Source organism: Zooshikella harenae (genome assembly GCF_018837975.1).
GTDB classification, from domain to species: Bacteria; Pseudomonadota; Gammaproteobacteria; order Pseudomonadales; family Zooshikellaceae; genus Zooshikella; species Zooshikella harenae.
This window is the reverse complement of record NZ_JAGSOY010000021.1, coordinates 38,346-59,747: the sequence shown is the minus strand read 5'-3', so window position 1 is coordinate 59,747 and position 21,402 is coordinate 38,346. Positions and strand designations below refer to the sequence as shown.

Sequence of the window (21,402 nt, the reverse complement as noted above, 5' to 3'; positions counted from 1 at the left end):
ATGAATATCGTCTTTTTGGTTTTTTTTATGATGTTACTGGTCATTGTAGGAATGGCTGTGGGAGTAATATTTGCGCGAAAACCACTCAAAGGTTCTTGTGGCGGATTAAATGCGCTAGGTATGAAAACGGCATGTGAAGTATGTGGCGGAAATCAGGATAAGTGTAAAAAAAATACTCAGCGCAAAGTTACTTCTAACAGCGAAGTGGATGAGGATTCCACTGAGTTCTACGATGCGACTAAGTGATGATGTTGCGAACAATACTGCTTTAGTGGCTTTTTAACATTAAGCTAAGCTTTTCTGAGGGAGGATGTCTTGAGAAACAACCACCTTAGAAAAAGAATGTTGAAGCAGTTATTTTTAGCCGAGCAAGAACGTATGAGACTAATGGAGTACCATGGTGGTGGGTGTCACAAATTATGATGTAGTCGTATTGGGATCTGGACCTGCAGGAGAAGGTGCTGCAATCAATGCACGAAAACTGGGGAAACGGGTTGCCTTAATAGAGCAGCAGCATCAACTGGGTGGTAACTGTACACACTGGGGGACAATCCCCTCTAAAGCATTACGCCATGCAGTAAAAGAAATTATCAGTTTTAATACAAAACCCATGTTTCGCGAGATCGGTGAGCCTCGCTGGTTTAGTTTTCATAATGTCCTGAAAAATGCGGAAAAAGTAATTGCAAAGCAGGTTAAATCAAGAACGCAATATTTAGCCCGCAATCGTATTGATATTTTTTTTGGGCGGGCAAGCTTTGTTAATGAACATACTATTGAAGTGCTGGATCGCAATGGAACAATTCAGCATCTGGAGACTAAGCAAGTAATTATTGCTACAGGATCTCGCCCTTACCGTCCTGCCGATATTGATTTTAGCCATCCTCGTATTTATGACAGTGATACCATCCTTAGCTTAAAACATACGCCACGTCGTATTGTCATTTATGGGGCTGGGGTTATTGGCTGTGAATATGCCTCCATTTTCAGTGGATTGGGGGTAAAGGTCGATTTAATCAATACTCGCGATAAACTGTTGTCTTTTCTTGATGAAGAAATCTCTGATGCATTAAGTTACCACCTCCGTCATATTGGGGTGGTGACTTGGAATAATGAAGAGTACGAGAAGGTGGAAGGCGTCGATGATGGTGTCATCATCTATCTTCGCTCTGGTAAGCGTTTTAAAGCAGATGCCTTACTTTGGGCAAATGGACGTACGGGTAATACACAAGGGATGGGCCTGGAAAATATTGGGTTAATGCCAAATAGTCGAGGTCAGCTAGATGTTAACGAGCATTATCAAACCGTGTTGGAGCATATTTATGCGGCAGGTGATGTGATTGGTTGGCCTAGTTTGGCGAGTGCTGCATTTGATCAAGGGCGTTCTGCAGCAGGTAATGCGGCAAGTAATGAGCAGTGGCGGTTTGTAAACGATGTCCCAACAGGTATTTATACAATTCCTGAAATAAGTTCTATTGGCATGACGGAGCAAGAGCTGACCTCTGCAAAAATACCTTATGAGATTGGTCAGGCATATTTTGAAGCGATGGCTAGAGCACAAATCAGTAATGAAACAGTGGGCATGTTAAAAATCCTGTTTCACCGTGAAACGCTAGAAATTTTGGGTATTCACTGTTTTGGTGATCAGGCATCAGAAATCGTGCATATAGGTCAGGCTATTATGAGTCAAAAAGGTGAAGCCAATAGTTTGCGTTATTTTGTGAACACCACATTCAACTATCCCACCATGGCAGAGGCCTATCGTGTGGCTGCACTCGATGGTTTAAACCGTTTATTTTAACTTTATTTATAATGGCTTAACCTGCTCGTTGCTGTGTTGATGTTTCTAAGTGGAGATAGCGAGTAGGCCAGTCGGTAATAATGCTATCCACTTGGCAGTCACACATGTGTTGTATATCTTTAGCTTCATTTACTGTCCAGGTTGAGACTTCAAGCTGCTTCGCCTTGGCAGCAGCTACCAGTGAAGGATTACAGCGTTTGTGATTAAGTACCAGTAATTGACAGTTCAATGCTTGGGCGATGCGAACGGGTTGTGGATGGTGTTCAACTACAACACCAAGACGATAGGATCGCTTAGTATTCTGTAAATAATCTAAGCAGTGCCAAACCCCCGAAGTAATGACAACATCGCTTCGGGGCGCATGATGTATCAGCCATTGATGGGCTGCCTCCGCGACAGCATAAGCCTCCGCTCGATTATCGGCTTTCAGTTCCAGCTGTAAATGTTCAATTTCGGGACAAGCTTCAATCAATGTATTTAATGATGGAATACGTGCTGGTTGATTCCATTCACTAAGCGCATAACGCGCATCAAGCATTCTCAATTGGTTATACGTCTGAGTAGCTACTTTTCCTTGTCCATTTGTCGTTCGGTTTACGGTGCTATCGTGGATCACCATTAATTGATGATCCTGACTTAACCTCAAATCAAGTTCAAAGTGTCGAACGCCATGGGCAATTGCATGCTGGAAACCGGCAAGGGTATTTTCGGGTGCTTCATTTCGAGCACCACGATGTCCTATGATCAACATTACAAATAGAGGTTATGGCTTACGATGGACGACACTATGTAACACCTGTCGACGATCAAAGTACACCGTAAAGCTGTCATAATCCCAGCGGGTAATAACAGGCTGGCCTACTGATTGTGTTGCTTTAGGTTCACCGTATTGGCTACGAACCTGCTGTTCGGATAAACCATGACGGGGCAGATCGCCTACCTGAGTCTGTTGCTTCTGGTCCGCGATATTAACGGTTTCACCCCAGCAGCTAAGGCTCAAAAAGAGTGTAAGACTGGTAATAACTAACGACTTCATGATGAGTACTCCTAGTCAGATTGATCAAGCCTCGCCCGGCGTTGCTGGGCCTGAAATTGAATAACATGTTTCGCTAACAGTTGTCTATCACTGTCACTGATGCATTCAAATGTGATGTGGTTTGTATAAGCTTTATTTTCTTCTTCACAAGATACAATGCGGCCAGATAATAGCATTCCTGCATAAGAAGGAAATAAAACAAGTTTTATGGCAATATACCCTCCCTTTGGTAAAGGTGCTGATGAGCTGAAGGCAATACCACCTTCACTTAAGTTGACTGATTGACGTGGTAGTGACGCAATATCTTCGCTACAGGCCGCAAGGATGCGACTGAGCAATTGAATTCGGCGGTCAATATTCTTTAAGTAATTGGCTACTTGACGATCCTGCTCATGAATGGAGCGTAAGATATGTTGTGACTCTGCTTCAATAGTCTGCATTTCAGTAATGAGCTGAAACTGCTCAGAGGTATTACTGAAGGGATAGGCTGTTGTATCTGGCGCAATGAGTTCAGACATGAGCTGGTATTCGATGGCAACAACGTCATCGATGCGGAAATAATTGCGGTGGTCTTGTACATCATCAGCCATAACTAACCAAACCGTTATTTTTCGTTTTTTGCATTCAAGAATATCTGTTTTAGAGTGTAGCAGCCATTTATTGAGGGCTAAGGCAAAACTGCATGTTTAAACCATTACCACTGTTTATTGGGCTGCGATATACCGCAGCAAAGCGGCGCAATCACTTCATTTCATTTACCTCGTTAATTTCACTTGTTGGCTTGGTATTAGGGGTGATGGTCCTGATCATTGTGTTATCAGTTATGAATGGCTTTGATCAGGAGTTAAAGCAGCGCATTTTAGGAATGGTTCCTCACGCCAAAATTACCAAGGTGTATGGCACGATTACAGACTGGGAAAGCTTAATTAAGCAAATGGAACGTTCACCTCGGGTTATTAGTGCAGCTCCTTTCAATAATACACAGGGTATGCTGACCTCTAATGGACGTGTACAACCGGTTGCTATCTATGGTGTCGCTCCAGAGTTTGAGCGTCGGGTATCAATCGTTAATGAGCATATGCGAGCGGGTAAACTGGCAGATTTAAAGCCCGGCGATTTTGATATTGTGCTGGGGGATATTGTGGCTCGCAGATTGGGAGCACAAGTCGGGGATAAGGTTACATTGGTATTACCTGATGCTTCCGTCAATCCTGCCGGGGTTTTTCCTCGCATGAAACGATTTAATGTCGTGGGTGTTTTTGAGGTTGGAGCGGAGCTGGATAGTTCTCTGTCGATTATTCATTATCAGGATGCCGCAAAGCTATTACGTATCAAGGATGGTGTGCAGGGGATTCGCTTGAAAATGGTGGACTTATTTACTGCCCGAGAGGATGTCGGCAAGCTCGCAAACACGCTACATGACCGTTATTACTATAGTGATTGGACGCGTACCCATGGCAGTTTATTTCAAGCGATTCAAATGGAAAAAACCATGATTGGCTTATTGCTTACCCTTATTGTGGCCGTAGCAGCGTTTAATATTGTCTCAACGCTGGTCATGGTGGTGACAGATAAACAGTCTGACATTGCGATTTTGCGTACGTTTGGTGCCAGTACTAAAACCATCATGGGGATTTTTATTGTACAGGGGTCTGTTATAGGCGTTTCAGGTACGCTACTTGGGGTCATCCTGGGAGTGCTTGTGGGTGCTAATGTGCCAGAAATTGTGGACTGGATAGAGAAAACCTTTGAGATACAATTCTTAAGTGGCGATGTGTACTTTATAGACTACCTCCCATCCCAGTTACAGTGGGGTGATGTTGGCATTATTACAGCCGCTGCCTTGTCATTAAGCTTTTTAGCTACACTCTATCCTGCTTATCGAGCATCCCGTACTCAACCTGCCGAGGCACTGCGTTATGAATAATCAGCATGTATTAGTGTGTCAAAAGTTGGTCAAACGATATCAGGAAGGTCCTGCTGAGGTTGAAGTACTAAAGAGTGTGGATTTGCAGCTTAGTGCAGGTGAGCGAATCGCAATTGTAGGGAGTTCTGGTTCGGGTAAAACCACTTTATTGAACTTGTTGGGTGGGTTAGATACGCCAACAGAAGGTGAGGTGCTGTTAGATGGCCAGCAGATCAGTGCAATGGGTGAAAATGAGCGTGGACAATTGCGTAACAGCAAGCTGGGTTTTGTCTATCAATTCCACCATTTGTTATCAGAGTTCACTGCGCTTGAAAATGTTGCTATGCCCTTGTTAATGCGCTCTACGGTTAAACTTAACACCGTCAAAAAGGAGGCAACAGAGCTGCTTGCCCGAGTTGGGTTGAGCCACAGACTTGATCATAAACCAGGAGAACTGTCAGGCGGAGAACGTCAGCGAGTGGCGATTGCTAGGGCACTGGTGACAAAACCCTGTTGTGTCATGCTGGATGAACCTACAGGAAATTTAGATCAGCATACGGCACATACTATTCATGAGCTAATGCAGGAACTAAGTCAAACCACAAAGACAGCCTTTTTGGTGGTGACGCATGATTTGGCTTTAGCGAATCAAATGGATAGAGTTTTGAGGCTGGTTGAAGGTGAACTGAAACCTGCATAATGCCAGCTTTTGAGCGGCAATTGGCACTGAGTAAGTAAAGAAGCAAACCTTTCATTGAGGTTGCTTCTTGCACTCGTTGCAGTTAGTCGTTATCTGAAGGAGCTTGGTATTGGCTGGGGTCAATGGCTTTTCCCAGGGATCGTTTGTCGATGCGGCGGTTGCTGCCTACCACTTCATAACGAAATACCACCATATCGCCAATCTGAACCTCAAGGGATTGTTCAGCAGATAAATAGTTGTAGTTTTCCCCGTCAACAGTCAGGGTGTGGATATAGTATTCAGGCATACCCAACCACTCTTTATGAGGGCCGTCAGTGTTAATGGCTTCCAAAATGCCTTTACCCTGACTTTTCTTCTTACCTTTACGGAAACCTTGGTAACCTTTTCTCATAACACTCAACTACATCAAATTGTTGGTTTAAAGACGCTAATGGTTTTGCTGTCGCGTTTTGCGTAGCTTTCGACTGTGCCAACTACGGGTAACATGCCAACGCCAGTAGAGGCGAATAGTTAAGTAGCTCACAGCACCTAAAAATAGTCCTGTAATAATAGAGCCAAAATAAAGTGGTTGCCAAATACGCCCAAGTTCATGCTCAAACCATTCTACAGTCATGGTGAATTCTATATCACTTACTGGTGTGCCCAAAAGGTAACAGCCAATTTTATAGGTGAAGTAAAAAATGGCAGGCATAGTGATAGGGTTGGTAATCCAGACCAATACAACAGAAATTGGCAGGTTACAACGCACTAGCATTGCTAAGACGCCAGCGATCAGCATTTGCATCGGAATGGGTAACAGCGCACAGAAAATACCCACAAAAAAAGCGCCAGCAACAGATCGTCGATTTAAATGCCATAGGTTTGGATCATGAATTCGATCTCCAAGATAACGAAGAGAACGATTGTCTTTAATTTTGTCGGGGCTAGGTAAAAATCGACGGATAAATTTCTTTGGCATGAAAGGGCTCAACTAACCAAATACTGTCAAAAGCTGGGGTATTATGCCTGTAAAGTTTGCGCTATACCAATATGTTACATAAAGTTCTAGTGGCTTTTATCGCTGGTTGCGTTGGTATTGGGTGTGTCCCAATACTACCGAGTACTCTAAGCATAGGCATTTTTGCTGTTGTGGTCGGCCTATTGTGTATATTTTTGCGTCACCAATTAATACTATGTCTAATCATTCTGGCAGGGTTGTTTGGAATACTACGCGGCTATAGTTTTGGTTATGCCGGTTTGGCACAGCAATTACCAAAAAGTGCTGAACAAAAAGCGCTGCAACTTGAAGGTGAAATTGTTGAAGTTCGACAGCGTGATCATCACCGCCAGCAGCTATTGGTTAAAGTACGTTTATTAACCACGCCTCAACAGAAAATTACACCTGCTCCTGAGTTTATTTTACTGAGTGATTATCAAGGTTCAGCGGACTATCAGCCTACTGAAATATGGCATTGGATAGTAAAGCTAAAACGTCCACATGGTTTTGCAAGCCCCGGTGCGTGGGACTATGAGGGTTATTTATTTAAAAAACAGGTTGGTGCAGTAGGGTATATTCGTCAGGTGCAACAACAATTGGAGCCTGCCAAGCATAGTGTAAACTGGTTTCGCTGGTTCTGGCCTCAATCATGGCGTGATTATATGCCACCTGACGTTCATGATGTGCTCAGTGCTTTACTCCTGGGTGATAAACAGTACTTAAAGGCGAATACCTGGCAAGCATTTCGTACGACAGGAACTGCTCATTTATTAGTTGTATCTGGGTTACATATTGGCCTGATGGCTACATTGGGGTGGCTGTTAGTTCATGCTGTTGGACGTCTAGTGAGTTGGCCATGGGCATTTATCTCACGTCCACGTTGTGCTGCGATCGTTGCTCTGAGCTTTGCTTGCAGTTATGCGTTGTTAGCAGGCTTTTCACTGCCAACCCAGCGCGCGTTAATCATGGTCACAGTTGCATTATCTGGTGTATTAGCGGGGGTAAGGTTTAAACCAGTCACGCTTTGGTTATCAGCACTGGCTGGTGTCATTGCCTGGGATCCTTTAGCTTGGATAAGCAGTGGTTTTTGGTTCTCGTTTATAGCTACAGGGATTTTGCTTTGGCGTTTTGCTAATAGACCAGGTAAACCTTCGTGGATGTTTAAGCATATTTGGCCGCAATGTGTTGTGATATTGGCTGTATGGCCTTTACTGTATAGCCAAGGGCAGAGTGTGAGTTGGTTAAGTCCTATAATCAATATGCTCGCCATTCCCTACCTTGGTTTTATTTTGTTGCCTATGGCCTTGCTGAGTAGTTTGTTAGCCCTTTTATCGTTTCCTCCTGAATGGGCTGTTATGCCTGTATCAATAGCTACACAAGGTTTGTTGGCAGGAATCCACGGGAGTGCTTCACTGATAACGCCAAAGTTAACAATGCAGTTGCAAGGGTTGCCCTTGTTTATGGCTTGCGTTAGTGGGTTATGGTTGTTATTACCCTCAGGCTTTCCGGGTCGCTGGTTAGGTTGGTGTTGGTGGCTGCCTATTTTTTGGGTACAACCTGCTCATATTCCAAATGGTAGGCTTCATATTGCTGTTTTAGATGTTGGACAAGGGTTAGCGGTTGTAATAAAAACAGAGCGTCATTTACTGATTTATGATACTGGAAAGGCATTTTCACCTAGTTTTTCCGCAGCAAATGCTGTTTTAACTCCATACTTACAGCACAAAGGTTGGTTAGTGGTTGATACCTTACTCATTAGTCATGGTGACCAGGACCACAGTGGTGGCGTGCAAGATATCCTTTCACAGTTTTCCGTTGCACACATTATATCGGGAACCCCAGAACAGCTTCGAATTAATTCTCCAAAGGTAACAACTTGCTTGCCAGGGCAAAACTGGCAATGGGATAACGTCAAGTTCCGTATGTTAGCGGGTGGAGACGCACATAAGAACAATAATAATAAGGCTTCATGTGTTCTGCATGTGTCCGCTGAAGGGTTAAGTGTGCTACTCCCTGGTGATATCGGCTATGTTGAGGAGCAGCACTTGGTTGAGCAGTATGCCAGTCAATTACAGGCTGATGTGCTGATCGCACCACATCATGGCAGTAAATATTCATCTTCTATGCTATTTCTTAAACATATACAACCGACTTTTGTCGTATTTTCTGCGGGTTATCTTAATCCATTCAAACATCCTGCACCTGCAGTATTGAAAAGAATTAACCTGCTATCCAGTAAGGAGCTTCAAACCAGTCGGGATGGCACTATAGAGATAAGTTATGACCCTCAATCGGATTTAATTTCTACTTCACTTTATCGACGTGATGTACGGCATTATTGGTCTGAAAAAGTGAACTGGTAGGTATTCGGTCAAGGGATACTTTGTGTTAGAGTGTGCGCAATGTAAATGAAGGGGAGAAGTCGTGTTCGAGATCATCAAAGCCGGTGGATGGCTAATGTGGCCAATCCTGATTTGTTCGGTGATGGCATTGGCAATTAGTATTGAGCGTATTTGGACGTTACGTGCTACCAAAATTGCCCCTAAGCATACTCTAGCCTTAGTCTGGAAGTGGATCAAAAATAAGCAGTTAGATTCTAAGAAGCTTAAAGAGTTAAAAAGTAACTCTCCTCTTGGAGAAATTTTGGCCGCAGGTTTAGCCAATTCCAAGCATGGTCGAGAGATCATGAAAGAAAGTATTTCTGAAGCGGCTGCTCGAGTTATCCATGAATTAGAACGTTACCTTAATACGCTGGGAACGATTGCTGCAATTGCACCGTTGCTAGGGTTATTAGGTACAGTGTTAGGTATGATTGAAGTTTTTAACCAAATTGGGGCAGCCAGTGCAATAGGTAATGTTGATAGTTTAGCAGGTGGTATTTCCAAAGCGCTGATTACTACTGCAGCAGGCTTAACCGTTGCAATTCCTTCGCTGATGTTCCATCGGTTTTTTGTTCGCCGCGTAGATGAGTTAGTGGTGACAATGGAACAAGAGGCAACAAAGTTAGTTGAAGTGGTTCATGGTGATCGTGAAGTGGACTATAGCGAGGTAGGCAAGCAGTGAAATTCCAGCGTCAGTCCAGGGAAGATGTTACCGTCAACTTGACGCCTTTGATAGACGTGGTTTTTTTATTGCTGATTTTCTTTATGGTCACGACTACGTTTACTAAAGAGTCTCACCTGGAAATCGATCTACCTGAAGCCTCAGGCAATCAAGTGGCTGAGCAACCTAAGCAAATTGAAATATTGATCAGCAAGCAGGGGAATTATGCTGTTAACTCCCAGGCGCTTGTCAATAATTCTATAGCCACAATTAAAAATGCTTTGCAAAAGGTATCTAATGGTGACACCAGTTTACCACTAGTCATTACTGCTGATGCTAATACCCCTTATCAAGCTGTAGTAACCGCAATGGATGCAGCAGGGCAAATGGGTTTTGTTCATTTACGCGTAACCACAAAGCAAAAAGTAGAAGAGTCATCTCCATAATTAAAAGGGCTTTATAAAAGCCCTTTTAATTTTGCGCCGAGTTTTTTAATGTCAATAAAACAGTATATAACTCAAGCCTGGTATCAGGGAAGTAAGTGGCTCTATCCTTTATACCCATTGAGTTATCTATTTAAGTGTATTGCCCATCAACGTCGAAAACGCTTTTTATCCTTACCCCCTCCCGCTTTGTCTAAACCAGTTATTATTGTTGGTAATATTACTGTGGGTGGTACAGGGAAAACCCCTGTGGTTGCTGCTATTGTTCAGAAATTACAGCAGCAGGGATTACAGGTAGGTATTATTAGTCGGGGATATGGTGGTCATGCTGCTCAGTATCCCTTAGATGTTAATGAGCAAACCAGTGCTTTGATATGTGGTGATGAACCACTTATGTTAAGGCAAATGACAAAGGTGCCTGTGATTGTTGATCCCCATCGGTATCAAGCGGCACAGTACCTGATAGAACAATATGCAGTTGATATGATCATTGCTGATGATGGTTTACAGCACTATCGTCTACCACGAGATATTGAGGTGGTGGTCATTGATGGACAGCGTGGTATGGGTAATGGGCATTGTTTACCTATGGGGCCTCTTAGAGAACCTGTTGAAAGGTTACGCTCAGTCGATTTTGTGATTTGTAATGGTTCTTATCTACCTGAAAAAAAATTACCTGTTCCTGTCCATGAAATGCAGCTGCATCCTGTCAGGCTTTATAATTTGAAGACAGGTGAGGTCTGTAATGTCAGTCAGTGGTGGGGGAAAACCGTTGAAGCTGTTGCAGGAATTGGTAATCCACATCGATTTTTTAACACCTTAGCTGACCTTGGAATTAAGCCTAAAGAGCATGTGTTTGCTGATCATCATCAGTATAAAGTAGAGGATTTAATATTTGATAGTGATCATCCTATTATAATGACCACAAAAGATGCCGTAAAATGCCATACATTTGCCAGTGAGCGTTTTTGGTGTCTTGCAGTTGAAGCTGAACTACCTGAGGTATTTTGGGCATCATTGTTAGCGAAAACTGCAGCTGTTGTTTAATCGGTTGTCTTGCTCTTAGTATGGGTTACAGCAAGAACATATAAACAAATGTAACTTTTTGGGTTAGCAAGAAAATAGCGAACTGATAAGGAGTGAGCAGAATGGATAAAAAACTGTTTGAAATATTGGCCTGTCCACTTTGTAAGGGGGCATTATATTATGCCCGTGAGCAACAGGAACTGGTATGTAGACAGGATGGACTTGCATTTCCCATCCGTGACGATATTCCTGTAATGCTTGAGTCTGAAGCCAGAACACTCTCAACTGAAGAGCGGCTTCAAAAAAAATAATAGAAAATTGGTTTAATTAACTCCACTAGATTTGATGACACATATGAACTCAACGGACTACACCGTTATTATTCCCGCACGTTATGCGTCAAGCCGTTTGCCAGCAAAGCCATTGGCTGATATTGCGGGAAAACCAATGATTCAGCGTGTTTATGAGCAAGCTTGTGCTAGTAATGCTCAGCGGGTGGTTATTGCAACAGATCATCCTGATATTGTCACTGCTGCCCAAAAGTTTGATGCTGAAGTCTGTTTAACAGATGCTGACCACCCTTCAGGTACTGATCGACTGCAGCAGGCTGCAAGTGCACTAGGTCTGGATGATGATGCTGTTGTGGTGAACGTTCAGGGTGATGAGCCACTTATTCCTCCAGCACTGATTGATCAGGTAGCACATAACTTACGCAATGATCGTGATGCGGTGATGGCGACACTTTGCCAGCCAATTAATGAGCTGGAAATGATGCAAAACCCGAATGTGGTAAAAGTTGTGACAGATGCGAAGCAGCATGCAATGTATTTTTCAAGAGCGCCCATACCCTGGCCAAGAGATGAGTTTTCAGCTCAGCAACAAGCACTGCCTCCTGGTTTACCTGTATCACATCATATTGGTATATATGCTTATCGAGTCAGCTTGCTAAATGACTTTGTTTCCTGGGGAAGCTGCCTGTTAGAGCGTACTGAGGCATTGGAGCAATTACGTGTGCTGTGGCATGGAAAGAAAATTCATGTTGCACAAGCGTTGGTAACACCTCCTCGAGGTGTTGATACGCAAGATGATTTACAGCGAGTTTGTCAGCTGTTAGGGGAATAGAATTGATTAAGGTAATGTTTGTGTGCCTGGGTAATATCTGTCGATCACCAACAGCTCATGGTGTTTTTCAGTCTATGGTAGAGAGTAATAGCTTGGCAGATACAATAGAGGTCGCTTCGGCGGGGACCTCTGCTTACCATATTGGAGAACAGCCGGATGCGCGCAGTCAGCAGGTTGCTGCTGCCAGAGGCTATGACTTATCAATGATTCGGGCCCAGCAGTTTAACCTGGAAGATTTTTTTTCAACAGACTTTGTTCTTGCTATGGATAAGAGTAATTTAGCCTGCTTACGTGAGTTGTGTCCTCAGGGATATGAGCAAAACTTACAGTTATTTTTAAATTATTCTGGTGTGAATCAGCTGGAAGTACCTGACCCTTACTATGGTGGTCCAGATGGCTTCAGTGACGTACTTGACCTTGTTGAGCAAGGGGCAAGAGGACTGCTTCAGCATATTTGTCAGCAGTACAGGATTCCATTGTGATAGGTCAGCTAACATTACAACCTGCTTCCCTTAAGCCATGGCATACCCTGGGTTTTGAAGTCAAAGCCCAAGGTATCATTGATGTTTTTAGTGAAGAGGATATTCATCAAGTTCTCTCTTTTGCCAGACAGCATGACTTACCTGTTCTTCCTTTGGGGGAGGGTAGTAATACTATTTTTGCTAAAGATTTTGCTGGAATTGTCATGCGTGTTTGTTTGCAAGGGCGGCGCATGGAGTATGGTGCTGATGGACAGTTGATGGTTTATGGGGCTGCAGGTGAAAATTGGCATGGTTTTGTGCGTTGGGCATTAGACCAAGGAGCTTATGGTTTAGAAAATCTATCTTTAATTCCTGGCACTGTTGGTGCTAGCCCTATTCAAAATATTGGAGCTTATGGGGTAGAAGTTAAAGATCTGATTGACTGGGTGCGTTACATTGATATTGCTTCGGGCAAAGTCGTCCAGTTAAAGGCGAGTGATTGTGTGTTTGGTTATCGCGATAGTATTTTTAAGCAGCAGCTAAGAGATCAAATAGTGATTACCGAAGTTGCTTTTTGTTTGTCATCGCATTTTAAGCCGAATCTGTCTTATATGGGGCTACATGATAGTCAAGCAGAGACAGCGTTGCAGTTAAGTGACTATATTGTCAAAGTCCGAGAAGCTAAACTGCCAGATCCTCAGAATTTAGGTAATGTGGGTAGTTTTTTTAAAAATCCAATTATTTCTGAAGATCACTATCAGGCGTTAAAGGAAAATTTTCCCAACTTAGTTGCTTATTCGGTAGGGGAAGGGGATTGGAAGCTTGCAGCAGGCTGGCTAATTGACCAGTGTGGTTTTAAAGGAATACGCAAAGGTAATGTGGGTGTGTATAAACAGCAAGCCTTGGTTTTAGTTCATTTTGGGGAAGGCTATGTTGAAGATTTGCTGTCTTTAGCATGGGATATTCAGCAACAAGTATGGCTGCGTTTTTCAGTAAGAATGGAAATAGAACCTAGGATATACCCACAATAACCTGCCAAAAGGCCATTAAATTTTAAAACGGCTAGTTTTTAAATAATAAGCTTGAAAGTCAACAGCAGAGCTAAATGCTCTGCTGTTGGTGGTTTACTAAGAGTTATTAAGTATCACGAGATGCTTCTTCAACAGGTTCTGAGGCCTTACCTTCAGAAGGTTGCTTAGGCTGCTGCTTATCCGTTTGATAATCAACTACTGGTTCCAAGTTCATTACCGCAGAAGCGCTTTTGGGTGGCTCTGTTGGTGTATGCAAAACTTCAGCTAAATCTGCAGCTAAATGTGTAGGTTTTGCTCTTGGTGTAGTCGATTCGTTTTTCGACTGAGCAGGGGCTTCTTTCTCTTGTGCGCTTGCTGCAACTTCAGTATTAGCTCGCTGCTGTTTACGCTTGAGACGAGGGTCGTTTAGAGCTCTGCCACGACGACGCTTTGGCTTACTGGCTTGAGCTGCTGGTTCCTCTGGCTGAGTAGTAGCTGATTTTGCGCTGGGTTCTTCTGCTGTACTAGCTTTTGTCTCTGCTGTTTTTGTATCAAAGACAGATATGACAGGCTCCTCTGCAGCTACAGGCTTGGTTGGTTGTGGAGCTTCCTCTTTGCCGCTTTCTACAGAAGAACTAATAGGCGTTTTAGCCTCTTCTTTATTTGCCGCTACTTCGGTTTTTTGCTCAATAGCCTGTGAAGACTGAGTCATATCAGGAGAAGCTTGCTGTTGCTGCAGTTCTTTCTGAGCTGACTCAGTAGATGGCTTATTATAGGAAGAGGAGGCTTCCTGATTAGCACTTTGTTGAGTTACTTTAGGATATGAGTCCTGCTTTGCTTCCTGACTTGGCGCTGGTTCATAAGCAGGGGTAGCTGTTTTTTCCGCATAAGTATTTCGCTGCGCTGCCTCTGAATATGACGGTTGAGTAGTACTTTCCTGCTCTCTTTGGCTTTCGTCTCTCTGCCGTTGAGAAGGGCGATTACTTTTACGCCTTTGAGGCTGGCTACTGCCATTACTTCTAGGCCGACGCTTAGGGTTTGCACTTTCAGTATAAGGCTCGGCTGCGGCCTCTCTTGGCTCATTATGAGTAGATGTTTCAGTCACCTGTGTTTCAGGCCGATCTCGACGCTTAGGGCCCCGCTGTTGTGATTTACCTCGAGATCTCTCACCACGAGTATCACCAGAAAAGTCTTTGTTGCCTGACTTTGAACGATCTTGATTTTCTTGCTGTTGACGAGGGGGGCGACGGCTGCTTGTGCGAGACTCGCTACGTTTTCCTTGAGGACTACGTGTCCGTCCATCTTCTTTTTGACGACTCGCCACAGGTTTTTCTGCAGGAGCAGACTCTCCAGCAAATAAACCACTGATAGAGCTCATTAGCGACTTGAAAAGACCTGGTTTACTAGGCACAGGGGCTGGCTGAACAGGCGCAATATTCTTGACGGCAGCCTGTTGACGAGTGGCTCGCCCTGCGCTGAGTTCAATGCTCTCTGTTTCAATCTGGGGTTCTTGCTCATAATTGAGTTCGTTTTCACTTTGACCGACTTGATCTTCTCGTAAGCGCTGAACTTCAAAGTGAGGTGTTTCAAGGTTTGGGTTAGGTATGATGATAACCTGAATAGAATTGCGAGACTCAATATCAGCAATAGCTGCCCGCTTTTCATTTAACAAGAAGGTTGCTACAACCACTGGTACTTGGGCTCGTATTTCTGCAGTTCGCTCTTTTAAGGCTTCTTCTTCCAAAACGCGAAGGATTGCCAGAGATAAAGAGCCCACATCACGAATAATCCCTTGCCCATTACAGCGGGGACAAACAACACCACTGGTTTCCCCTAGGGAAGGGCGTAATCGCTGACGGGACATTTCCATTAAGCCAAAGCGTGAAATACGACCTACCTGAACACGGGCTCGGTCCATTTGTAGGGAGTCTCGCATCCGAGACTCAACTTCACGTTGATTACGAAGTGGCCCCATATCAATGAAGTCAATAACGACTAAGCCACCAATATCACGTAGTCGAAGTTGGCGGGCAATTTCATCTGCTGCTTCAAGGTTTGTCTGTAAAGCGGTTTCTTCTATATCGCCACCGCGCGTTGCGCGAGCAGAGTTAATATCAATAGAAACCAACGCTTCAGTAGGATCGATTACAATAGAACCACCAGAGGGTAGTTTGACCTCACGCTGAAAGGCTGTTTCTATTTGGCTTTCAATCTGAAAACGATTAAACAGTGGAATAGAGTCCTGATAAAGTTTGATGCGATTACGGTATTGAGGGATGACCTGCTCAACGAAGCGTAATGCATCGCTATAAACGGCTTCATCATCTACTAAAACCTCGCCAATATCATGGCGCAAGTAGTCACGAATGGCGCGGATAATGACATTACTTTCTTGATAGATAAGAAATGGCGCTGGTTTTTTCTGTGCTGCGTCTTTAATAGAGTTCCAGAGGTGGAGAAGGTAGTCTAAGTCCCACTGTAATTCATCGCGGGTACGACCTAAACCTGCCGTGCGAACAATAACGCCCATTTCCGAAGGAATATTAAGCTGGCTCATTGCTTCACGTAACTCAGCTCGCTCCTCGCCTTCAATACGACGAGATATTCCACCAGCACGTGGGTTATTTGGCATTAGAACGAGGTAACGCCCTGCTAAGCTGACAAGTGTTGTAAGGGCTGCACCTTTATTGCCGCGTTCTTCCTTATCGACTTGGATAATGACTTCCTGACCTTCAGATACGACATCACGAATATTGATGCGTCCCTGAATTTCATGAGGCTGCTTAGCAAAGTACTCTCGAGAGATTTCTTTTAGAGGTAGAAAACCATGGCGCTCAGCTCCAAAGTCTACAAATGCTGCTTCCAGGCTTGGCTCAATACGGGTAATACGTCCTTTGTAAATATTGGCTTTTTTTTGCTCCCTTGCACCTGACTCAATATCTAAATCGTATAAACGCTGTCCATCAACCAGCGCAACACGCAACTCTTCTCGTTGAGTTGCATTAATTAACATTCTCTTCATATGGTTTGTAGTACCAATTAGTTGCAACGCCATGAGCACTACATTGGCACCACCTATCATTGTTTTATTGTGAAGGTGCTATTTTAGGCCGCGCTCAGAAAATTAATCTTTCTCAATGCTGAAGCGAGGTTAGCAAATTTGTTCGGTCTAACGTCCCATTTTGCAGATGCTCTGTGCGGCTTTGTTGTATGTTGAAAACCGCTGCAATTACCTGGCAAAAGGCCAATCTCCCACGTTGGTATGTGATTTATATGATTACATATGTGTTTGCGTTAGGATGATTGGACGTCGCCACCTTTCACATATAAAGGCTGATATGTGGGCACATGTAAACTCAAGGCCCAGTGTTAAACTTAACGTATCAACTGTATTCAAAGATACGCCATTAATTGTATGTCTTGATGACTAGTTCAAATGGCATGAACAAACTCTGTGTATTGCCATAAATACGGTCAAGACAAAAAAAATTGCTGCTTAGCGCCGTTAAATGTTTGACTTTTGGCGCATTATTCCGATTATAGCAGGTCGCGAACTATATCAGTAATTTGTAAGTGCTTCAATCTGCTTAAAAACTATTACACTATTATTATGAGTAATGATTCAACTCTCCATGCAGTAACTGCTGCAGACTTTAGTCAAGTTCAGCACCTGGTCGTCACGGATGAGTACGCCGGTCAGCGAATTGATAATATGTTAAAAGTCCTCTTGAAAGGAGTTCCTTTAACGCACATCTATCGACTATTACGTAAAGGTGAAATTCGTGTAAACAAATCGCGCATTAAAGCGCACTATAAATTAGCCTCAGGTGATAAGCTTCGTCTTCCACCCATCCGTGTTTCTGATGCAAAGGATAAGCAACCCAAGGCAAGGCCACAGCAATTACAGCAAGTTGCAGATGCCATTATTTATGAGGATAGTGGGTTGCTTGTTATCAATAAACCTTCTGGCCTTGCTGTGCATGGAGGGAGTGGTATTAAACTTGGAGTTATTGAAGTATTAAGGCAATTGCGACCACAGTGTAAAGTGCTTGAGCTTGTGCACCGGTTGGATAGAGATACTTCAGGCTGCTTACTGGTTGCGAAAAAGAAGAGTGTATTGCGGCATTTGCACCAACAACTTAGAGATGATCAGGTACATAAGGTGTACCATGCTTTGGTTGCTGGTCGCTGGCCTTCACGTAAGAAAATCATCAATGTGCCTTTACAGAAAAATACCCTGCAATCTGGGGAGCGAATGGTGAAAGTGGATAGTTCAGGTAAACCATCTACTACAGAATTTAGGGTGTTAACGAGGTATAAAAATACAACGTTGGTGGAGGCAAAACCAATTACTGGGCGTACTCACCAAATTCGGGTTCACTCACAATATGCTGGACATCCAATCATTGGGGATGAAAAGTATGGTTTGGCTGAAACTAATGGTGATATGCGATCTTTGGGGATAAAACGCCTTTTCCTTCATGCGGCGGCTATCACCTTTGTCTTGCCCGAAACAGGTAAGCCCTTTACCATATCTGCCCCATTACCTGATGATTTACAGAAAGGTTTAAGCCAGTTGCAATGAAGTCCTCGTATCAAGCTATTATTTTTGACTGGGATGGCACGTTGTTGGATTCAACGTTGGCCATTGCTGAAAGCCTGAAAGCGGCTGCCACAGATTTGCAGCTGCCAGTACTCTCCAGAAAGGAGTATCAGGATATCATTGGATTAGGTTTATCTGAGGCGTTACAGACCTTATATCCTAGTCTTTCTGGTGGGCAGTGGCAGGTTGATATGCGAGAGCAGTATACCTATCACTTTCGTCAGTGGGAGCAGAAACAGCTTGCGTGTTTTGAGGGGGTGACTCAAGGGTTGCCACAGTTGAAGCAAGCAGGCTTCGATTTGGCGGTTGCCACTGGGAAAAGCCGTCAAGGGTTGAATCGTGCTCTGGCAGCAAAAAACTGGAATGAGCTGTTTGCTGTGACACGATGTGCAGATGAAACCCTTTCTAAACCACATCCTCAAATGCTGTTGGAAATTCTTGAAGTACTTCAGCTCCAGCCTCATCAGGCGCTTATGGTTGGTGATACTGAATTTGATATGGCGATGGCATCAGACATAGGTATGGATTGTGTAGCAGTCAGTTATGGTGCTCATCACCTAGACCGTCTACAAAAGTACCAACCCGTCCTGTGTGTCGACCATTTTAATGAGCTGGTTAAGTGGTTACATAAAAGCCTAACGGTTTAACGATGCAATATAGGGTTTTGAAATGACAGACAGTACTAACAGGCCAGCGTCCGAAAATAAGCCGTGGCGAGAAGAAGAGGATTTGCCTGGGTCTGATGACACTTCTGCTGTAGCTGAATCTGGACACAAAACATCGACTATGAAAGAGACAGAATTGGGACAAAGTAGCAATAATGCTAGTAACTCTGGGGCTGGCAATAAAGAGTGGCAACTAATTGAAGGCTTAGTAGGCGGTATTTTAGTCGAAAAACGTCGTACTCGACGTTGGGGTATCTTCTTTAAGTTGCTGACGTTTATCTATCTTTTTGTATTACTTTATTTGTTTACCCTGGGCGGTATTGGTAAAGATGCGATGGTTAAGTCGGGTGATCATACAGCCCTGGTTGAAATTAGTGGGGTCATTGCCACTGATGAAGCTGCTAATGCAGACTCTATTGTGACAGGACTTCGAGCTGCATTTAAAGATAAACATACGAAAGCGGTTATCTTGCGTATTAATAGTCCTGGTGGTTCCCCTGTGCAGGCTGGTTATGTTTATGATGAAATTAAACGTCAGCGTGGCTTACACCCTGATATTAAAGTCTATGCTGTCATTATGGATTTAGGGGCTTCAGGCGCTTATTACATTGCTGCTGCGGCAGATGAAATATATGCAGATAAAGCCAGCTTGGTTGGCTCCATTGGTGTTGTCGCTTCTGGTTTTGGTTTTGTTGAGGCAATGGATAAAGTCGGTGTCAGTCGTCGGGTATATACGGCTGGCGAGCATAAAGGTTTCTTGGATCCTTTCTTGCCTCAAAATGATTCAGAAACAAAGTTCTGGCAGACTGTACTCAATACAACACATCAGCAGTTTATTGACAGTGTTAAGAAGGGACGGGGTGATAGGCTTAAGGATGATCCTAAACTTTTTAGTGGGTTGGTTTGGTCTGGTGAGCAAGCGCTTTCTTTGGGGTTGGTTGATGGGCTTGGTAGTACTAGTTATGTTGCCAGAGAAATAGTCAAAGAAGAAAATATTGTTGATTTTACGCCACAAGAAAATCCCTTGGAGCGATTTGTTGAAGGCCTAGGAACAAGTATGGGAAATGCCATTAGTAATAAACTTGGCTTATCTCAAGAAATGACATTACGCTAAAATTTACTGCTTTTTGCTTGCAATGCCCGTTGATAGATACTGGTTTTGCAAGCATGTTCCTGTGTTCTATGGCTTGTAAGTCTTTCCCATATATAAGAACTGCTTAAGTTTTAGTTTGTTGCAATAATGGATTAATTCCAAATTCCTTAAGAAGTCTAACTAACTGAATCAACGGCAGTCCAACCAAGGTATTTGGATCTTGACTGTTGATGTACTCAAATAATGCAATGCCAAGCCCTTCACACTTGAAACTTCCTGCACAGTCTAATGGCTGCTCCCTTTCAATATAGTCGTGTATTTCTTGATCTGTCAGCTCACGAAACTTCACAATCACAGGTTCTACAATCGTTTTATGTCGTTGTTGGCTACTATCAAGAACGCATAAGCCAGTGAAAAAAGTCACTTGACGATATTGGCACTGTTTGAGTTGATTGAAAGCCGTTGCTTTGTTGAGCGGTTTTGTAAGAATCAGATCATCAAGCGCTGCGACTTGGTCTGAACCGATAATCAAAGCCTCAGTGTATTGCGTAGAGAGTGCATAGGCTTTAGCGGTTGCTAATCGGTAGGCGAGTTGACTAGCACTTTCCCCTTTTTCTGGGTGCTCATCAACCTCAGGAGAGCATGCCGTAAAGGGAATATTTAAACGTTGTAGGAGTTGCTGTCGATAGCGGGAGGATGACGCAAGAATAATAGGAGGTGAAATTGGAGTAGCATTCATAGGTTAATGGGGGCTATTAATAGAAAAATAGTCATGAGCAATTTAACTAAAAAAATTACTCTGTGCATGTTGGTTTCGTTTATGCTGCATAATAACAGTATTTTTAAAGTTAGATTAAAGGAGAGTAGTTTATTTCAGTATATAGGTTAAAGCATATAAGAATTTATCCCATTAAAATCTTTTGACAGATACCATCCATATCCCTATCATTGCGCGCTTATGTTAACTGGGCAATTACCATTAAGTATTAATCCTCGCAAACTGGCGCATGCTGAAACACGCATTGCAGGCAGTATTTTAGTCACTGACCTGCCTAGGTTTGCTGAGGCGATATTAGATCCGAGCGGTGAGGTAGCACTTGATCTGCAGTTTTTGGTGGATGAAGAGGGCTTCTATGTCGTTCAGGGCACATTGTCTGTAGAGGTAAAGTTGACGTGTCAACGTTGCTTGCAAGTTATGCGATTACCTTTATCAGTGACGTGTAATTTAGCTATTGTTTGGCATGAGGAAGCGGCAAAAGCGGTTCCTGCACATTATGACCCTGTTATTGTTGCAGAAGCTAATGTAGCGCTAACAGACTTGGTAGAAGACGAACTCATATTGGCACTACCAATAGTTGCAAGACATGAGCTAACAGAATGTCACTTTGAGGGCAACGTTGAAGCATCTGATCAAGATGGTGATGATAACGCTGAAGCAAATACACCATCTAGAGAAAACCCTTTTCAGGTGTTGGCATCGTTAAAAACTGATACCTAACTTAATTAATCAGGAGCTAAAGC

Annotated in this window: 23 protein-coding genes; 16 read left to right on the top strand and 7 right to left on the bottom strand. The window is 43.5% G+C overall.

Annotated features, from left to right (window positions below; translation table 11 throughout):
* On the top strand, positions 1 to 246 hold the full coding sequence (nqrM, locus tag KCG35_RS10885; protein ID WP_215819719.1) for a (Na+)-NQR maturation NqrM: 246 nt from the start codon (positions 1 to 3) through the stop codon (positions 244 to 246).
* A gap of 157 nt (positions 247 to 403) precedes the next feature.
* The gene (gene sthA, locus KCG35_RS10880; RefSeq protein WP_215819740.1) at positions 404 to 1,798 is read left to right on the top strand and encodes a Si-specific NAD(P)(+) transhydrogenase; all 1,395 of its coding nucleotides are present in this window, start codon (positions 404 to 406) and stop codon (positions 1,796 to 1,798) included.
* A gap of 16 nt (positions 1,799 to 1,814) precedes the next feature.
* Here the strand turns inward: sthA and KCG35_RS10875 are convergent, their stop codons facing one another.
* The 3 genes from KCG35_RS10875 to KCG35_RS10865 are packed head-to-tail and all read right to left on the bottom strand — an operon-like array spanning position 1,815 to position 3,424.
* The gene (locus tag KCG35_RS10875) at positions 1,815 to 2,549 is read right to left on the bottom strand and encodes a glycerophosphodiester phosphodiesterase (RefSeq protein ID WP_215819718.1); all 735 of its coding nucleotides are present in this window, start codon (positions 2,547 to 2,549) and stop codon (positions 1,815 to 1,817) included.
* A gap of 12 nt (positions 2,550 to 2,561) precedes the next feature.
* The gene (locus KCG35_RS10870; RefSeq protein ID WP_215819717.1) at positions 2,562 to 2,834 is read right to left on the bottom strand and encodes a hypothetical protein; all 273 of its coding nucleotides are present in this window, start codon (positions 2,832 to 2,834) and stop codon (positions 2,562 to 2,564) included.
* Positions 2,835 to 2,845: 11 nt separating this feature from the next.
* Positions 2,846 to 3,424 carry a PilZ domain-containing protein gene (locus KCG35_RS10865; protein ID WP_215819716.1) on the bottom strand — a complete coding sequence of 193 codons (579 nt, stop codon included), beginning with the start codon at positions 3,422 to 3,424 and terminating at the stop codon, positions 2,846 to 2,848.
* Between the two features lie 92 nt (positions 3,425 to 3,516).
* On the opposite strand from KCG35_RS10865, the gene KCG35_RS10860 reads away from it, so the two are divergent.
* Both KCG35_RS10860 and lolD read left to right on the top strand, forming a co-directional pair.
* Positions 3,517 to 4,761 (top strand): lipoprotein-releasing ABC transporter permease subunit, encoded by a 1,245-nt coding sequence (locus KCG35_RS10860; RefSeq protein ID WP_215819715.1) that lies wholly within the window; start codon positions 3,517 to 3,519, stop codon positions 4,759 to 4,761.
* Complete coding sequence (gene lolD, locus KCG35_RS10855) at positions 4,754 to 5,440, top strand: lipoprotein-releasing ABC transporter ATP-binding protein LolD (protein WP_215819714.1); 687 nt, start codon at positions 4,754 to 4,756, stop codon at positions 5,438 to 5,440. The genes KCG35_RS10860 and lolD overlap by 8 nt, the downstream gene beginning before the upstream one ends.
* Before the next feature lie 82 nt (positions 5,441 to 5,522).
* Here the strand turns inward: lolD and KCG35_RS10850 are convergent, their stop codons facing one another.
* Entirely contained in the window at positions 5,523 to 5,831 is a 309-nt protein-coding gene (locus KCG35_RS10850; protein WP_215819713.1) for a hypothetical protein, read from the bottom strand.
* 36 nt (positions 5,832 to 5,867) lie between these two features.
* Positions 5,868 to 6,398: a DUF2062 domain-containing protein gene (locus KCG35_RS10845; protein WP_215819712.1), complete on the bottom strand. Its 531-nt coding sequence runs from the start codon at positions 6,396 to 6,398 to the stop codon at positions 5,868 to 5,870.
* Between the two features lie 71 nt (positions 6,399 to 6,469).
* Between KCG35_RS10845 and KCG35_RS10840 the strand changes: the two genes are divergently transcribed.
* The 8 genes from KCG35_RS10840 (at position 6,470) to murB (ending at position 13,541) form a co-directional block, all read left to right on the top strand.
* The gene (locus tag KCG35_RS10840; RefSeq protein WP_255561963.1) at positions 6,470 to 8,779 is read left to right on the top strand and encodes a DNA internalization-related competence protein ComEC/Rec2; all 2,310 of its coding nucleotides are present in this window, start codon (positions 6,470 to 6,472) and stop codon (positions 8,777 to 8,779) included.
* A gap of 61 nt (positions 8,780 to 8,840) precedes the next feature.
* Positions 8,841 to 9,479, top strand: coding sequence for a flagellar polar localization protein PocA (gene pocA / locus KCG35_RS10835; RefSeq protein ID WP_215819710.1), 639 nt, complete (start codon positions 8,841 to 8,843; stop codon positions 9,477 to 9,479).
* On the top strand, positions 9,476 to 9,904 hold the full coding sequence (gene pocB, locus KCG35_RS10830; RefSeq protein WP_215819709.1) for a flagellar polar localization protein PocB: 429 nt from the start codon (positions 9,476 to 9,478) through the stop codon (positions 9,902 to 9,904). The genes pocA and pocB overlap by 4 nt, the downstream gene beginning before the upstream one ends.
* Positions 9,905 to 9,952: 48 nt before the next feature.
* Positions 9,953 to 10,948: a tetraacyldisaccharide 4'-kinase gene (gene lpxK / locus KCG35_RS10825; RefSeq protein WP_215819708.1), complete on the top strand. Its 996-nt coding sequence runs from the start codon at positions 9,953 to 9,955 to the stop codon at positions 10,946 to 10,948.
* Between the two features lie 101 nt (positions 10,949 to 11,049).
* Complete coding sequence (locus KCG35_RS10820) at positions 11,050 to 11,238, top strand: Trm112 family protein (RefSeq protein ID WP_215819707.1); 189 nt, start codon at positions 11,050 to 11,052, stop codon at positions 11,236 to 11,238.
* Between the two features lie 43 nt (positions 11,239 to 11,281).
* Entirely contained in the window at positions 11,282 to 12,049 is a 768-nt protein-coding gene (kdsB, locus tag KCG35_RS10815; RefSeq protein ID WP_215819706.1) for a 3-deoxy-manno-octulosonate cytidylyltransferase, read from the top strand.
* 2 nt (positions 12,050 to 12,051) lie between these two features.
* Positions 12,052 to 12,531 carry a low molecular weight protein-tyrosine-phosphatase gene (locus KCG35_RS10810; RefSeq protein WP_230409132.1) on the top strand — a complete coding sequence of 160 codons (480 nt, stop codon included), beginning with the start codon at positions 12,052 to 12,054 and terminating at the stop codon, positions 12,529 to 12,531.
* On the top strand, positions 12,528 to 13,541 hold the full coding sequence (gene murB, locus KCG35_RS10805; protein WP_309227350.1) for a UDP-N-acetylmuramate dehydrogenase: 1,014 nt from the start codon (positions 12,528 to 12,530) through the stop codon (positions 13,539 to 13,541). Before KCG35_RS10810 ends, murB begins: the two co-directional genes overlap by 4 nt.
* 106 nt (positions 13,542 to 13,647) lie before the next feature.
* Here murB and rne read toward each other — a convergent pair whose 3' ends face one another.
* Positions 13,648 to 16,542, bottom strand: coding sequence for a ribonuclease E (gene rne, locus KCG35_RS10800; RefSeq protein ID WP_215819737.1), 2,895 nt, complete (start codon positions 16,540 to 16,542; stop codon positions 13,648 to 13,650).
* A 588-nt stretch (positions 16,543 to 17,130) separates the two neighbouring features.
* Here rne and rluC point away from each other — a divergent pair.
* The 3 genes from rluC to KCG35_RS10785 all read left to right on the top strand — a co-directional run bounded on the left by rluC (position 17,131) and on the right by KCG35_RS10785 (position 19,902).
* Positions 17,131 to 18,105, top strand: a complete 975-nt coding sequence (gene rluC / locus KCG35_RS10795; protein ID WP_215819705.1) for a 23S rRNA pseudouridine(955/2504/2580) synthase RluC — start codon at positions 17,131 to 17,133, stop codon at positions 18,103 to 18,105.
* Positions 18,102 to 18,770: an HAD family hydrolase gene (locus KCG35_RS10790; protein WP_215819704.1), complete on the top strand. Its 669-nt coding sequence runs from the start codon at positions 18,102 to 18,104 to the stop codon at positions 18,768 to 18,770. The genes rluC and KCG35_RS10790 overlap by 4 nt, the downstream gene beginning before the upstream one ends.
* Before the next feature lie 139 nt (positions 18,771 to 18,909).
* Positions 18,910 to 19,902 carry a S49 family peptidase gene (locus KCG35_RS10785; protein WP_215819736.1) on the top strand — a complete coding sequence of 331 codons (993 nt, stop codon included), beginning with the start codon at positions 18,910 to 18,912 and terminating at the stop codon, positions 19,900 to 19,902.
* A 103-nt stretch (positions 19,903 to 20,005) separates the two neighbouring features.
* Here KCG35_RS10785 and KCG35_RS10780 read toward each other — a convergent pair whose 3' ends face one another.
* Positions 20,006 to 20,620 carry a Maf family protein gene (locus KCG35_RS10780; protein WP_215819703.1) on the bottom strand — a complete coding sequence of 205 codons (615 nt, stop codon included), beginning with the start codon at positions 20,618 to 20,620 and terminating at the stop codon, positions 20,006 to 20,008.
* A gap of 219 nt (positions 20,621 to 20,839) precedes the next feature.
* Here KCG35_RS10780 and KCG35_RS10775 point away from each other — a divergent pair, with 219 nt between their 5' ends.
* Positions 20,840 to 21,379 carry a YceD family protein gene (locus KCG35_RS10775; protein ID WP_215819702.1) on the top strand — a complete coding sequence of 180 codons (540 nt, stop codon included), beginning with the start codon at positions 20,840 to 20,842 and terminating at the stop codon, positions 21,377 to 21,379.
* Positions 21,380 to 21,402 lie beyond the last annotated feature (23 nt).